The following is a 14507-nucleotide window of genomic DNA, read 5'->3' as shown; positions in this document are numbered from 1 at the left end:
CCATGGCGACCGCCACCTCCCCCGGCCCGGCGCGAGGCGGACCCCTCACCCACCGCCCGTTCCGGTGGCTGCTCGCGGCCCGCTCGACCAGCATCCTCGGGAACTCGCTCGCTCCCCTCGCCCTCACCTTCGCCGTCCTGGATCTGACGGGGTCGGCCGTGGACCTCGGCCTGGTCGTCGCCGCACGCTCGCTCGCGAACGTCGCGGTCCTCCTGCTCGGCGGAGTGATCGCCGACCGGCTCCCCCGCTCGATCGTCCTCGTCGGGTCCTCGCTCGCCGCTGCCGCGACGCAGTGCCTCGTCGCCGCTCTCGTCATCAACGGAACGGCGACGCTCGGGGTCCTGGTCGTCCTGAGCCTGCTCAACGGTGCCGTCGCCGCGGTGAGCCTGCCGGCCGCCGCGGCGATGGTCCCCGAGACCGTGCCTGAGCACCTCCTCCGCCCGGCGAACGCCCTGCTCCGCCTCGGGCTGAACGGAGGGAGCATCGTCGGCGCCTCCGGCGGAGCGGCACTCGTCGCCGTCGTCGGGCCGGGGTGGGGACTGGCGGTGGATGCCGCCGGCTTCGCCGTCGCCGCCGCCCTGTACGCGCGGATTCGCACGCCCTGCGATGATCGGCCCCACGCCACCGGCGGAGGCGTGATCAGCGATCTCCGCGACGGTTGGCGGGAGTTCTCGAGCCGGCGCTGGGTGTGGATCGTCGTCGCTCAGTTCACCGTCCTCAACGCCGCCTTCGTCGGCGCGACAACGGTCCTCGGGCCGGTGATCGCCGACGCCTCCTTCGGCCGAGCGGCCTGGGGTCTGGTCATCGCCGCGCAGACACTGGGCCTCGCTCTCGGCGCCCTGCTCGCCCTCCGCTGGCGCCCGCGCCGAGCACTCGGCATCGGCGTGGCGCTGATGGCGCTGACGGCGGTCCCCGTCGCGACCCTCGCCATCGCCCCGGAGCTGACCGTGCTGCTCGTCGCCTTCGCTCTCGGCGGTGTCGCACTCGAGGTCTTCGCGATCGCGTGGGACCAGTCGCTGCAGACCCACGTCCCCCGCGAGGCGCTGGCGCGCGTCTACTCCTACGACATGGTCGGCTCGTTCGTCGCCGTTCCGCTGGGCGAGGCCCTCGTCGGCCCGCTCGCCGAGATCCACGGCACCCGGAGCACGCTCCTCGGCTGCGCCGCCGCCATCCTGGCCGCCACGGCCTTCGCCACCTCGAGCCGGAGTGTGCGGCGATTGGGCCCCGAGACGGCGGCCGCGGTGCCCGTCTCACGGACTGCCGAAGAAGATCGCGTGACGCGAGAAGGAGAGGAGTGCCCCCACTGGGACTCGAACCCAGACTGAAACGATTTTAAGTCGTCTGCCTCTGCCGTTGGGCTATGGGGGCGGCCGATGGGAGGAGCGATCGCTCGCGCCTCCCACCGGGACGTCAGGACTTGGCCGGCTCGCCGCCCACGGGGACGGGAGCGCCGGCGGGGCCGGGGGTCTCGGCCGGAGCGGCGGCGGGGGCCGCCGGACGCGGACGCGACGCGTAGGTCTCGAAGGAGCCGCGCGGGTTCTCGCGGGCTTCGATCGAGGCGATGTCGCGGTCGAGCACCAGGTTGGCGGCCCAGCCGCCGACCACCCGGAGCTTGCGCTCCCACGACGGCATCGCGAGACCGTGGTAGCCGCGGTGCATGACCCAGGCCGGGAAGCCCTTGATCGCGATCTTGCCCGACTGGAAGACGCCGACTCCGATGCCGAGACCGGCGACGGCTCCGGCGTTCTTGTGGAAGTAGTCCTTCGGGGTCTCGCCGCGCAGGACGGCGACGATGTTCTTCGCCATCAGCTTGCCCTGGCGCACCGCGTGCTGGGCGTTGGGGACGCAGTAGCCGCCCACTCCGCCTCCGGTGAGGTCGGGGACGGCGGTCGCGTCGCCGGCACCCCAGGCGCCCTCGACGAGGACGTCGTCGTGGCCGACGCGGAGGTCGGCGCGCACGCGCAGGCGCCCGCGCTCCTCGATCGGGAAGTCGGAGTTCTTGATCGACGGGTTCGCCATGACGCCGGCGGTCCAGATGATCAGGTCGGACTCGAAGGTCTGACCGGTCGACAGCTCGATGACGCCGCCCTCGGCGGACTTCAGCTGGGTGTCGAGGTGCACCGTCGCCCCGCGCTGGTCGAGGTTCTTGAGGACCCAGTGGCTCGTCTCGAGCGCGACCTCGGGCATGATGCGCCCCATCGCCTCGACGAGGTGGAACTGCGTCTCCTCGAAGTCGATCTCGGGGTAGCGCTTGAGCAGCGCGCTCGCGAAGGAGCGCAGCTCGGCGAAGACCTCGATGCCGGCGAAGCCGCCTCCGACGACCGTGACCGTCAGCAGGCGCGAGCGCTCGGGACCGGCGGGCAGGGTGGCCGCCTTGTCGAAGTTGGTGAGGATGCGGTCGCGGATGGCGGTCGCCTCCTCGATCGTCTTGAGGCCGATCGCGTTGTCGGCGACGCCCGGGATCGGGAACGTGCGCGAGACGGAACCGGCGGTGACGACGATCTGGTCGTACTCGAAGTCGTAGGGCTCGCCGACCGTCGGGGTGATCGTGGCGGTCTTGCTCGCGTGGTCGATCTTGGTGACCTTGGCGGCGAGGATCGCGGTCTTCTTGAGGTGACGACGGAGCGACACGATCGCGTGGCGCGGCTCGATCGAGCCGGCGGCGACCTCGGGGAGGAACGGCAGGTACGCCATGTAGGGCAGCGGGTCGACGATCGTGACCTCTGCCTCGTTGGGTCGCAGGTACTTCTCGAGCTTCCACGCGGTGTAGAAACCGGCGTAGCCGCCTCCGACGATCAGGATTTTGGGCAAAGTTCTCTCCAGAGGAATGGACCATGCGGATCACCCTGCTCAACGCGAAGTGCCCGCTCTCGACGCGGGTGGCAGCGCTGACCCCGACTGGGAATCAGCTTAGCGAAGAGCGCGCCGATCGGCAGGTCGGGTAGGAGGGCCAGCCTCAGCCCTCGACGTGCCCGTCCTCGAACGGACGGCACTCGCACGACTCGGGAGACCAGTCGGCGCGGGCGAGCGCGAGATCGCCGATCGGGTTCACTCCCGGGCCTGCGGCCAGCGCGTGACCGGCGAGGGCGTGCAGGCACTTGACGCGGACGGGCATGCCCCCGGAGGAGATGCCTGCGATCTCCGGCACGGAGCCGATGCTCTCGCGGTCGGCCAGGAACGCCCGGTGCGCGGCGGCGTAGGCCTCGCGCAGCTCCTCGTCGCCGGCGAGCAGCTCGTTGTACTCGACCATGACCCGGGTCGCCTCGAGCTGCGAGATCGCGGCGGTCGCGGCGGGGTGCGTCAAGTAGTAGAAGGTGGGGAACGGGGTGCCGTCGCTCAGGCGCGGGCTGGTGGAGACCACGGTCGGGTTGCCGCAGACGCAGCGGGCGCTGATCCCGACCACGTCGCGAGCGGGACGGCCGAGCTGGGCGGAGACCACGGCGATGTCCCGCTCGGTGGGCGGATCGAAGGGGGGCGTGGTCACGGCGTGCTCCAGGGGGTCTGCGGGAAGAACGGTCCAGTTTACGCCGGAGCCGCTCACGGAGCCGGGGCGAGCTCCGCGGTGGTCGGGTCGCCGAGCCCGGCGACGGCGATCGACGAGAGCAGGGAGCCCGCCCAGTCGGAGGCCGTCTCCTGCACCGAGTCGCTCGCGGGCTGCTCGGACTGCTGGGCCACGGCGATGTCGTCGAGGACGAGGTAGCTGACCTCGCCCGGCATCACGAAATAGAGGCGCTCGCGGGCCTGCGCGCGGATGTAGGCGGGATCGGACCAGCGGCTGCGCTCCTCGTCGAGGTTCTGCGACTGGGTCTTGGCCGCGTCGACGGAACGCTGCAGCTCCGAGATCTCGGCGCGCTGCTCCACGAAGTTCTTGATGCTCGGGGCGAGGACCACGACCGCCAGGATCATGATGCCCATCACGAGGAGCGTGAATCCGGATCCGCGGACCCCGGCGAGCCAGGCCGAGGAGGGCGCAGCGGGCGGCTGCTTCGGGCGGGGCGGTCGGGAGGCCGTGGAGGCGGGGCGCGCGGGCGACCTCGACGAGCGGCCGGTCGCCCGTGGCGTCGAGGACGCGGATGTCGACGACGTGGCCGTCCGAGCCTGCTTCGAGGACGCAGGCTTCGGCTGCTCCGCCCCCGGCGAGCTCGGGCGCGGGGCGCTGCCCGGGGCGGCGGGGCGGCGGGGCGGACGGGCCATGGCGGATGCCTCCTCTGGCGGAACGGCGTCGGGCGCGCGACGGGCGGGAACGGGAGCGGCCCCGGCGCCCGCACGTGAGTGCAGAGGCTCCGGGGCCGCTCCGGCGTGGCGAGACTACGCGGTGAAGCGCGGGAACGCGGAGCGACCCGCGTACGTGGCGGCGCCTCCCAGGATCTCCTCGATGCGCAGCAGCTGGTTGTACTTCGCGACGCGGTCGGAGCGCGCGGGCGCGCCGGTCTTGATCTGGCCGCCGTCCACCGCGACGGCGAGGTCGGCGATCGTGGTGTCCTCGGTCTCACCGGAGCGGTGCGAGAGGATCGCGGTCATGCCGTTGCGCTGGGCGAGGGCCACGGCGTCGAGCGTCTCGGTGAGCGTGCCGATCTGGTTGACCTTGACCAGGATCGAGTTGCCCGCCTTCTCGGCGATGCCCCGGGCCAGACGCACCGGGTTGGTGACGTAGAGGTCGTCTCCGACGAGCTGCACCTTCTCGCCGATCTCGGCGGTGAGGTGGGTCCAGCCGGCCCAGTCGTCCTCGTCCAGCGGGTCCTCGATCGAGACGAGGGGGTAGTTGGCGACGAGGTCGGCGTAGTACGCCGAGAGCTCCTCGGCCGAGAGCTTCTTGCCCTCGAACGTGTACGCGCCGTCCTCGAAGAACTCCGACGAGGCGACGTCGAGCGCGAGCCCGATGTCGGTGCCGGGCGTGAACCCGGCCGACTCGACGGCCTTGAGGATGAAGTCGAGCGCCTCGCGGTTGGTGGGCAGGTCGGGGGCGAAGCCGCCCTCGTCGCCGAGTCCGGTGGCGAAGCCGGCCTTCTTCAGCTGCGACTTGAGCGCGTGGTAGATCTCGACGCCCCAGCGCAGGCCCTCCGAGAAGGACTCGGCGCCCAGCGGGACGGCCATGAACTCCTGGATGTCGACGCCGGTGTCGGCGTGCGCGCCTCCGTTGATGATGTTCATCAGCGGGACGGGCAGCGTGTGCGCGTTGGGGCCGCCGACGTAGCGGAAGAGGTCGAGGTCGGCCGACTGCGCGGCGGCCTTGGCGACGGCCAGGCTCACGCCGAGGATCGCGTTCGCGCCCAGGCGCGACTTGTTCTCGGTGCCGTCGAGCTCGATCAGCTCGGCGTCGACGAGACGCTGGTCGGTGGCGTCGAAGCCCTCGATGGCGGGGCCGATCTCGTCGATGACCGCGTCGACGGCCTTCTGCACGCCCTTGCCGAGGTAGCGGCCGGCGTCGCCGTCGCGCAGCTCGTAGGCCTCGAAGGCACCGGTCGAGGCGCCGGACGGGACGGCCGCTCGCGAGGACGCGCCGTCCTCGAGCAGGACCTCGACCTCGACCGTGGGGTTGCCACGGGAGTCCAGAATTTCTCGGGCGACGACTGCCTCGATAAGGGCCACAACTATCTCCTCTTGACGGGTGGGCTCCCAGGAGGGCGGGAGCGGTCGGGAAGGAGTCTACTGACCGCCTCCGACGCCTGGAGTAACGGCGGACGGCGAACGGGGGGCGCCCGTAGACTCCCAGGGCCGCAGCCAGCCGACCGGAGGATCCCCGTGACCACGACCGCCGCCGCCCTCGTCGAGAGCCTCACGGAGGTCGTCCCCGACTTCCCGAAGCCGGGCATCCTCTTCCGCGATCTCACTCCCGTCTTCGGTGACGGCCCGGCGCTGCGCGCGGTCGCCGATGCGCTGATCGAGCCCTACCTCGGGCGGATCGACGCGATCGCCGGGGTGGAGGCGCGCGGCTTCCTGCTCGCCGCGGCCGCCGCCTACTCCGCGGGACTCGGCGTCGTGACCATCCGGAAGCCGGGCAAGCTGCCGCGCGGGGTGCTCCGCGAGGAGGCGACCCTCGAGTACGCGACCACCACGCTCGAGGTGCACGAGGACGCGGTGCCCGTCGGCTCCCGGCTGCTGCTCGTCGACGACATCCTCGCCACCGGCGGCACCCTCGACGCGAGCTGCCGCCTGATCGAGCGGGCCGGCTGGAGCCTCGAGGGCATCGCCGTCGTGATGGAGCTCGACGGCCTCGGCGGCCGCGAGCTCCTGGCCGGCCGCCGCATCGACGCGATCGTCACCGTCTGACGCGCGGGCTCACGCCCGGTCCGGCTCCGCGAGATGCCACTCGAGTACACGACACGCCGGTGAGCGCGTACCGAAGAGGCATCTCGCGGAGCAGGTCGAGAGCCGAGCGGATCAGGAGAGCGAGAGGGACATCCGCGAGAGCACGAACGTCTCGATGACCTGCACGACCATGTAGAGGATCAGCGAGACGCCGGTCACGATGACGACCGCCGACCAGATGTCGTCGAACCTCGCCTGGTTCGTCCAGCCGGCGATCTCGCCGCCGATCCCGTCTCCGGTGGAGAGCCACTCGGCGAGCAGTGCACCGGTGATCGCCCCGGGCACCGAGACTCGGATCGCCGCGAACAGGGAGGGGAGAGCGCCCGGGATCGCGACCTTGCGGATCGCGGTCAGCGTGGAGCCCCCGTAGACCGAGACGACGTCGAGCATCTGCGGCGACGCGTTGTTGAGGCCGAAGGCGATGGTGACCAGCGCCGGGAAGAGCACCACGATGCCGCCGACGACGGCCACCGACGCGACCGTGCCCTGGCCGAAGACCAGGATGATGAGCGGCGCCATCGCGATGAGCGGCACGGAGCGCAGCAGCAGCGCGAACGGCATCAGCGCGTGCTCGACTCCTTTGGAGAGGCGGAAGAGGATCGCGACCAGGATCGCGACGACGAGTCCCGCAGCGAACCCGATGAACGAGTCCACCATCGTGATGCCGAAGAGGCCGCCGAGCTCCGCCCGGTGCTCGGCCGCGGAGTCGTCGGTGATCAGGTGCGCCCAGACGTCCCACGGACCCTTGATGACGTAGGGCGAGACTCCGCTGAACAGGATGACGCCGATCCAGATCGCGAGGACGATCACGACGGTCGACAGCGCGATCAGGAAGCTCTTGCGCAGGCTCTTCAGGGTGGCGCCGAGGGCCGCGTTGCGCAGCTGTCGACGCAGCTCGTCGACCGCGATGATCGTCGTGTCGGTCGACTGCTGGGCCGTCCTGTCAGTAGTGGCGGTCATGTCACGCCTCCTTTCCTGTGGACCACGGAGCGACGAGACGGCCGATGAGGCCGACGAGGCCGTAGCCGGCGAGCGCGACTCCCGCGCAGAGGAGGAAGAGCGCCCAGACGCGCGGCGAGTTGAGCGACACCTGCGCCGCGACCAGGATCGGCCCGACGCCCGTCTCGATCTTGCCGAAGTACTCGCCCAGGATCGCACCGAGGAACGCCGCAGGGACGGCGATCTGCAGGGCCGAGAGGATGTTCGGCAGCGCGGCGATCAGGCGGACCTTGCGCAGCTGGGTGAATCGTGTGCCGCCGTAGACGGTCACCACGTCGAGCGATGCCTTGTCGGCCGCCTTCAGGCCGAGGAGGCTGCCCACGACGGTGGTGAAGAAGACGGAGAGCCCCGCGAGGAAGGTCGCCGTGGCGCTCGGCTGTCCCGGCGCGTCGGATCCGCCGAGGATGAGGAGGACCAGGGTGCCGATCGCGACGATCGGAACGCAGTAGGTGACGACCGCGAGCTGCGAGACGACCCCCTCCAGCCACGGCAGGACGAGGACGAGGGCCGAGAGGACGAGGGCGAGGAGATTGCCCCAGAAGTAGCCGACCGCGGCTTCGCCGATGGTGACGGAGAAGTTGGTCCAGTAGAAGCCCACGCCGTCGTCGATCGCGGTCTGCGCGACCTGGATCGGCGTGGGGACGACGGCGTAGGTGGTGCCGCCGGTCGGCGCGGTGAGAAGGGCGATCACCCACCAGATCGCGACGATGCCGAGGACGCCGAGGAGCCCGGAGGCCCACGGCGGGAGCGAGAAGGAGCGCCGCACGGTCGGCGTCGCGCTCGTCGTGACCGCCATCAGTGGTCGTCGGCGGCCGCGCCACCGTCGCCGAACAGCAGCTCGGAGGCCTGGTCGACATAGGCGTGGAACTCGGGGGTGCGCTGCATCTCGGGAGTCCGCGGGCGCGGGAGATCGATGTCGATGATCTCCTTGACCCGGCCCGGACGCGGGCTCATCACGGCGACGCGGTCGGAGAGGAAGATCGCCTCCGAGATGCCGTGCGTGACGAGCAGGGTGGTGGCCGGCTTCTCGGTCCAGATGCGCAGCAGCTCGAGGTTGAGCTTCTGCCGCGTCATGTCGTCGAGCGCGCCGAACGGCTCGTCGAGCAGCAGGACCTCGGGCTTGAGGATCAGGCAGCGCGCGATCGAGACGCGCTGGCGCATGCCTCCGGAGAGCTGCGCCGGCTTCGCCTTCTCGAACCCGCGGAGGCCCACGAGGTCGATCAGCTCGTCGATGTACGACTGGTCGACCGACTTGCCCGCGATCTCGAACGGGAGGCGGATGTTCGACATCACGCTGCGCCAGGGCAGCAGAGCGTGGTCCTGGAACGCGATGCCCAGCTTGTTGTCGCGCCGCAGCTCCTTCGGGGTGCGGCCGTCGACCCGGATGGAGCCCGACGTGGGCTCCTCCAGCCCCGCGAGGATGCGGAGGATCGTCGACTTGCCGCAGCCCGAGGGGCCGAGGAGCGCGAGGAAGCTGCCCTGATCGGTGTGCAGGTCGGTGTCCTGCAGCGCCGTCACGCTGCGGGAGCCCATCCGGAACGTCTTCGACAGGCCGTGGATCTGGATGCCGGTGCCGCCGGCACCCTGATCGCTCAGGATGCCGGCGTCGGTCGTCTCGGTCACGAGTGGTGCCCTTCGTGGAGGTGGATCAGATGCCCGGCGAGATCGGGCGGCAGTGCGCCGAAGAGATCAGCGCTGTGGGATCAGGCCGTGTAGTCGACGAGGTCGGGGTTCTCCTCGTAGACCTCGGCGAGGAGGGACATGTCGAAGAGGTCGGAGGCCTCGATGTCGATGCCGGCTCCGGCGAGGGAGGCGACGGTCTCGGCCTGGAGGTCCTCCGAGATGGTGAAGAGGCCGTTGGCGGCGGTGTCGTCCGAGACGACGAGCTCCTCGGCCTGGATGGTCGCGCCCTGCTTCGAGGCTGCCTCGTCGAGGCCGAGGTCCTTGCCGTAGGTCTCGATCGCGAGCATGGCGCCCGCCTCCGGGTCCTTGACCGCGTCGGTCCAGCCCTTGATCTCGGCGAGCAGGAACGCCTTGAGGGCGTCGCGCTTCTCGGAGATGGACTGGTCGCTGACCGTGAAGGTCTCGGCGACGAAGGGGAGGCCGTTGTCGGCGAAGGGCAGGTTGACGACCTCGTAGCCCTCGTTCGCGACGGTGATCGCCTCGTTGGTCAGGTAGGCGATGAAGCCGTCGACGGTGCCGTTGATGAGGACGGAGGGGTCGTACTCGACCGGGACGACCGTGAGGTCCGACTCGGAGAGGTCGTTCGCGGCGAGCAGCGCCTGGAAGAGCGAGGTGTTCGACGCCTGGACGCCGATCTTCTTGCCCTTGAGGTCGGCGGGGGTCGCGATGTTGCCGGCGGTCGCGATCGAGAGGACCGTGAACGGGTTCTTCTGGTAGGTCGCACCGATGATCTTCAGCGGCGCCTCCTGCTGAGCGATCACAGTGCCGACCGAGACGGCGTCGCTCAGCGCGACGTCGGCCGAGCCGGAGAGCAACTCGGCGGTGCCGGTCGAGGGGCCGGCGGTGAGGGTGACGCTCGAGAAGCCGGCGTCGGTGTAGTAGCCCTTCGAGTCGGCGAAGAACTCGCCCGAGAACTCCTCGTTCTTGATCCACGACAGCTGGACCTTGAGTGTGCCGAGGTCGGCGCCGTCGGCCGTGCCTCCGGCCGAGGCGTCGGAGGAGCAGGAGGCGAGCACGGTGGCACCGCCGAGGGCGAGACCCGCCACGCCGGCCATGCGGAGGAGGCTGCGGCGATCGAAGTTCGGCGTGCGGAAGGGCGACAGGGTCAAGAGGACTCCTCGGGTAGGTGCGTCAGCGCTGCTGCGGTGATGCTGCTGTGATGCGGGGTGCTGAGTGCGGGGGTCGCGGCTCGCGGTACCCGTCGAGGCGCGCCAAGTCGCGCCGATCGGGTGCCTCGACGCTATCCTCGGGAGATTTCTCAGGTGTGTCCGCAGATTTCGCGGGGGTTAAGGCTCTCACGGATCGGACAAGCCGACGACCGATCCGCCCCCGTCGACCGGCGGATCGGGTGAGACCTCTCTCAGCGGGTCAGCCGAGCGCCTTGAACGTCAGTCCCTCGACGGCGGAGGCATCGCGAGGCACGAGGGCGAAGCGCGTGAAGCCGGCGGCGGTCGCGCGATCGAGCAGAGGCGTGAGGTTCTTCGAGCGGCGCTCGAGGCGGACCCGGGAGCCCTGGGCGATCAGCTCCTGCTTGAGAGCCAGCAGAGTCTCGGGGGCGGCGTCGCGCTCGTGGACGAGGACGACCGCGTCCTGGCGCTCGTCGGCCGGTACGTCGATCAGCTCGACGATGCGCTCGAAGCCGATCGAGAAGCCGCACGCCGGGACGTCCTGGCCGAGGAAGCGGCCGATCATGCCGTCGTAGCGGCCGCCTCCGCCGACCGAGGACCCGCTGGAGGGGTGCGCGATCTCGAAGATGGTGCCCGTGTAGTACCCCATGCCGCGCACGAGGGTGGGATCGAAGCGGAGCGAGACGCCCGCGGGAAGCGAGCGGAGCGACCGGGCGAGCGTCACGAGCGCGATCACCGCCTCCTGGTCGATTCCCTCGGGCAGGACATCGAGGATCGCGGGCTCGTCGAGCGGAACTCCCCCGGCGGCGATCGACTCCTCGATGCGGGACAGGTAGCCGCCGAGCACCGCCGCCGCATCGGCGCCGTCGGCCTCGAGCTCGCCGACGACCCCGGAGGCGCCGATCTTGTCGAGCTTGTCGATCGAGATGAGGGCGGGGCCGAAGCGCTCCGGGGCGAAACCGCAGTACTCGAGGATCCCCGTGAGGATTCGCCGGTCGTTGATGCGGATGGTGCACTCGCGCAGGCCCAGGGTGTCGAGCGCGGCGGCGGTCGCGGTGATCAGCTCGACCTCGGCCAGCTGCCCGGGCTCTCCGATGATGTCGATGTCGCACTGGACGAACTGGCGGTAGCGGCCCTTCTGCGGGCGCTCGGCCCGCCAGACCGGGGCGATCTGCACCGAGCGGAACACCGTCGGCAGCTCGGAGCGGTGCGTCGCGTAGAACCGGGCGAGGGGCACGGTGAGGTCGAAGCGCAGGCCGAGGTCGGCGAGGGCGGAGGCGTCGTCGGAGTCGGCGGCCGCGGCGAGGTCGTCGCGCGAGATCCCGCGGCGCAGGACGCTGAAGGCCAGCTTCTCGTTGTCGCCGCCGAGGCCGGAGTGCAGGCGCTCGAAGTCCTCGACGACCGGGGTCTCGATCTCGTCGAAGCCGTGCGCGGAGTAGACGCGGCGGATGACTCCGAGCGCGTGCTCGCGCTTCGCCTTGTCGGCGGGGAGGAAGTCGCGCATACCGCGGGGCGGGGTGATCGGGGAGGCCATGCCTGCGATTCTTCCAGACCGGCACGGGTCGACTCCGTGTCGGAGGGGTCGGCTAGGCTCGCGGCGCTCGCGGGATCAGGGGTTCGCGCGGGTGGACGGGGAGGGTCCGATGGCTGAGCACGGGAGACACGAGGGGATCGTCGCGGAGGGGGTCTCACGCGCGTTCGGCTCCGTCCACGCGGTGCGGGATGCGAGCTTCGAGGCGCGACCCGGCGAGGTGACGGCGCTGATCGGCCCGAACGGGGCCGGCAAGACCACGCTGATGCTCCTGCTGGCGACGCTGCTCCGGCCCGACGCCGGAGTCCTGCGGGTCGCGGGGCACGATCCGGTCGAGGATCCGGCCGCCGTCCGTGCGGCCCTGGGGTGGATGCCGGACGTCCTCGGGTCATGGGCGACGCTGACGTCGCGGGCGACCCTCCGCACCACCGGACTGCTCTACGGGCTGTCGCGGGACGCCGCGGAGGCGCGGGCCCTGCAGCTGCTCGACGAGGTCGACCTCGTCGAGTTCTCGGACCGCCCGACCCGCGTGCTGTCGCGCGGGCAGAAGCAGCGGCTGAGCCTCGCCCGCGCCCTCGTGCACGACCCGTCGGTGCTGGTGCTCGACGAGCCGGCGTCCGGGCTCGATCCGGGAGCGCGGATCGCACTGCGCGACCTCGTCCTCCGTCTCGCCGACGAGGGACGCACCGTGCTGGTCTCGAGCCACGTGCTGGCCGAGCTCGACGAGATGGCGACGGCCGCGGTGTACCTCGACGCCGGAGCGACGGCCTCGAGCGAGGCGGTCGCGCGGGCGGCCCGGTCGCTGCGCGCCTGGCGGATCGACGCGGTCTCGCCGCGGGGAGCCGAGCTCGCCGCCTCCGTCGAGCAGCTGACCGGGGTGCGGGTGCAGGTCGAGCGCGACGCCGTGCTCGTGCCGGTGGCCGACGATGCGGCCGCGGCCCTCCTGCTCAGCCGGCTGGTCGCCTCCGGAGTCGCGGTGAGCCGCTTCGCTCCGGCCGTCGGCGAGCTGGAGCACACCTTCTCGGATCTGACGCGCACGAGCACGGAGGAGGCACGATGACCGCCACCACCGCCCGCCCGCTGCCGTTCCTCAGGGGCGTGCGGATCGTCCTGGGGCTCGAGCTCGCCCAGCGGGTGCGCGGCGCCTCGTCGTTCGTGCTGCTCGCGCTGTTCTTCGTGCTCGTCGGCGCCGTCACCGCCCTGCTGATCGTGGCGACCGGCGTGCTCACGGGCAGCGGAGCGAGCGTCGGCGGCTGGATCTACTCGATCCTGATGTACTTCGTGCTGCTGCTCGGCAGCCTCGTGACTCCCGCACTGTCGGGCACGGCGATCAACGGCGACCGCGACGCCGGGACGCTCGCCACGACGCAGGTGACGCTCGTCACCACGTCACAGCTGGTGATCGGCAAGCTCGTCTCGGCCTGGCTGGTCGCGCTGGCGTTCCTCGCGAGCACGGTGCCGTTCCTCCTGATCGCCGTGCTGGTCGGTGGGGTGTCGCCCGTCTCGGCCGTCGTGTCGGTGCTGGTGCTCTCGGTGCAGCTCGGGGTGGTCGCGGCGATCGGAGTGGGGCTGAGCGGGATCCTCGACCGGCCGCTGATGTCGGTGGTCACGACCTACCTGGTGGTGGCCGCGCTGAGCGTCGGATCGCTGATCGCGTTCGGGCTGCTGACGGCCGTGACGCAGACCACCCAGCGGACCGTGTTCGTCGGGTCGACTCCGGGCAGTGACGGCTACTGCGGTCAGAGCTACGAGACGCAGGTCGCCCGGGCGGATCTCTACTGGGGACTTCTCGCCGTGAATCCGTTCGTCGTCCTCGCCGACGCCGTCCCGCCCGAGCTCGGCGAGTACGGGCAGCCGGACGACCTGTTCGGGTCGATCTCGCTCCTCGTGCGCCAGGCGCAGATACCGCCGGAGGAGGTCGTCGAGATCGAGTGCAGCGACTACTCCTCCTCCGTCGCGCTCACCCCCGAGGAGGTGTTCGAGCAGACAGTGCCGTCGTGGTTCGTCGGGCTGGCGCTGCAGCTGGTGCTGGCGGTCGGGCTGATCCTCGGCGCGATCCGGCGCACGGCGACGCCGGCGGCGCGGCTGCCGCGCGGGCGGCGGGTGGCCTGAGGGCGGCACAACGTCAGCTGAGAAGCCGTCTCACGCACGATGGCGCGCGACGACCCCTCTCAGCTGATGTTGTGCGCGATCACTCCTCGCGGCGCTCCTGCTCCACGGCGCGGATCTCGTCCTGGAGGTCGCGGACGGCGGTGCGGAGGGCGCGCTCGGCGTCGAGTCCGCGCGCGCGGGAGGAGGCGACGATCGCCAGCAGGAGCGGCCCGAGGTCGTCCTCGGAGTCGATCGGGAGCGGCCCCTCCCCCGCATCCACTATGCCCAGGGTCGTCGCCTTGCCGATGACCTTGTCGGCCAGGGCGAGGGCGGGCATCCCCTGCGGGATGCCGTCGAGCACGCTCGTGCGGTGCGGCTTCTCGACCTTCTTCAGCTCGTCCCAGACGGCGATGACGTCGTCGGCGGTCTCGGCGGTCGCGTCGCCGAAGACGTGCGGGTGGCGGCCGATCATCTTGGCGTTCATGTGCGCGGCGACGTCCTCGATCGTGAACGGCTCGGGGCCGTCGGCGGCGAGGTCGGCGTGGAACAGCACCTGGTAGAGCACGTCGCCGAGCTCCTCGACGAGGTCGTCGCGTTCCCCCGCCTCGATGGCGTCGACGAGCTCGTGCGACTCCTCGATCAGGTAGCGCACGAGGGACTCGTGGGTCTGCTCGGCGTCCCAGGGGCAGCCGCCCGGGGCGCGGAGGACGTGGACGGTGCGGATGAGCTCGTCGAGCCGGGGGTGGTCGGTCACCGGGCCATCCTCG

At 71.1% G+C, this 14507-nt stretch carries 14 protein-coding genes and 1 tRNA gene; 4 read left to right on the top strand and 11 right to left on the bottom strand.

The annotated features are described in order from the left end of the window. The first annotated feature begins 2 nt into the window (after positions 1–2). Positions 3–1325, top strand: a complete 1323-nt coding sequence (locus ASG06_RS11230) for an MFS transporter (protein WP_082499198.1) — start codon at positions 3–5, stop codon at positions 1323–1325. Here ASG06_RS11230 and ASG06_RS11225 read toward each other — a convergent pair. The 5 genes from ASG06_RS11225 to eno form a co-directional block, all read right to left on the bottom strand. Continuing rightward, positions 1296–1368 (bottom strand) — tRNA-Leu (locus ASG06_RS11225). The two genes, ASG06_RS11230 and ASG06_RS11225, sit on opposite strands and share 30 nt — an antisense overlap. Before the next feature lie 42 nt (positions 1369–1410). Continuing rightward, positions 1411–2811, bottom strand: coding sequence for an NAD(P)/FAD-dependent oxidoreductase (locus ASG06_RS11220; protein ID WP_056042028.1), 1401 nt, complete (start codon positions 2809–2811; stop codon positions 1411–1413). Positions 2812–2956: 145 nt separating this feature from the next. Then, positions 2957–3484, bottom strand: coding sequence for a DUF501 domain-containing protein (locus tag ASG06_RS11215; protein WP_056042026.1), 528 nt, complete (start codon positions 3482–3484; stop codon positions 2957–2959). A 53-nt stretch (positions 3485–3537) separates the two neighbouring features. Further along, positions 3538–3915 carry an FtsB family cell division protein gene (locus ASG06_RS11210; protein ID WP_082499197.1) on the bottom strand — a complete coding sequence of 126 codons (378 nt, stop codon included), beginning with the start codon at positions 3913–3915 and terminating at the stop codon, positions 3538–3540. A 393-nt stretch (positions 3916–4308) separates the two neighbouring features. After that, entirely contained in the window at positions 4309–5589 is a 1281-nt protein-coding gene (gene eno, locus ASG06_RS11205) for a phosphopyruvate hydratase (RefSeq protein ID WP_056042023.1), read from the bottom strand. A gap of 153 nt (positions 5590–5742) precedes the next feature. On the opposite strand from eno, the gene ASG06_RS11200 reads away from it, so the two are divergent. Next, positions 5743–6270, top strand: a complete 528-nt coding sequence (locus ASG06_RS11200) for an adenine phosphoribosyltransferase (protein ID WP_442965604.1) — start codon at positions 5743–5745, stop codon at positions 6268–6270. Positions 6271–6381: 111 nt separating this feature from the next. Here the strand turns inward: ASG06_RS11200 and ASG06_RS11195 are convergent, their stop codons facing one another. From ASG06_RS11195 to hisS, 5 genes are all read right to left on the bottom strand, one after another. After that, positions 6382–7269: an ABC transporter permease gene (locus tag ASG06_RS11195; RefSeq protein ID WP_197409403.1), complete on the bottom strand. Its 888-nt coding sequence runs from the start codon at positions 7267–7269 to the stop codon at positions 6382–6384. A 1-nt stretch (position 7270) separates the two neighbouring features. Beyond that, positions 7271–8104 (bottom strand): ABC transporter permease, encoded by an 834-nt coding sequence (locus ASG06_RS11190; RefSeq protein WP_056042019.1) that lies wholly within the window; start codon positions 8102–8104, stop codon positions 7271–7273. Beyond that, the gene (locus ASG06_RS11185; protein WP_082499196.1) at positions 8104–8841 is read right to left on the bottom strand and encodes an ABC transporter ATP-binding protein; all 738 of its coding nucleotides are present in this window, start codon (positions 8839–8841) and stop codon (positions 8104–8106) included. The genes ASG06_RS11190 and ASG06_RS11185 overlap by 1 nt, the downstream gene beginning before the upstream one ends. A gap of 170 nt (positions 8842–9011) precedes the next feature. Beyond that, the gene (locus ASG06_RS11180) at positions 9012–10100 is read right to left on the bottom strand and encodes an ABC transporter substrate-binding protein (protein ID WP_231727681.1); all 1089 of its coding nucleotides are present in this window, start codon (positions 10098–10100) and stop codon (positions 9012–9014) included. A gap of 259 nt (positions 10101–10359) precedes the next feature. Continuing rightward, positions 10360–11652: a histidine--tRNA ligase gene (hisS, locus tag ASG06_RS11175; RefSeq protein WP_056042015.1), complete on the bottom strand. Its 1293-nt coding sequence runs from the start codon at positions 11650–11652 to the stop codon at positions 10360–10362. 109 nt (positions 11653–11761) lie between these two features. On the opposite strand from hisS, the gene ASG06_RS11170 reads away from it, so the two are divergent. Together ASG06_RS11170 and ASG06_RS11165 are read left to right on the top strand one after the other, a co-directional pair. After that, entirely contained in the window at positions 11762–12709 is a 948-nt protein-coding gene (locus ASG06_RS11170; RefSeq protein WP_056042013.1) for an ABC transporter ATP-binding protein, read from the top strand. Next, positions 12706–13761, top strand: coding sequence for an ABC transporter permease (locus ASG06_RS11165; RefSeq protein ID WP_056042011.1), 1056 nt, complete (start codon positions 12706–12708; stop codon positions 13759–13761). The genes ASG06_RS11170 and ASG06_RS11165 overlap by 4 nt, the downstream gene beginning before the upstream one ends. A 79-nt stretch (positions 13762–13840) precedes the next feature. On the opposite strand, the gene ASG06_RS11160 is transcribed toward ASG06_RS11165, so the two are convergent. Then, positions 13841–14494 (bottom strand): MazG family protein, encoded by a 654-nt coding sequence (locus tag ASG06_RS11160; RefSeq protein WP_056042009.1) that lies wholly within the window; start codon positions 14492–14494, stop codon positions 13841–13843. Between the last annotated feature and the right edge of the window lie 13 nt (positions 14495–14507).

The organism is Rathayibacter sp. Leaf185 (assembly GCF_001423885.1).
Classification (GTDB): domain Bacteria; phylum Actinomycetota; class Actinomycetes; order Actinomycetales; family Microbacteriaceae; genus Rathayibacter.
This window is presented reverse-complemented; position numbering and strand designations above follow the sequence as displayed.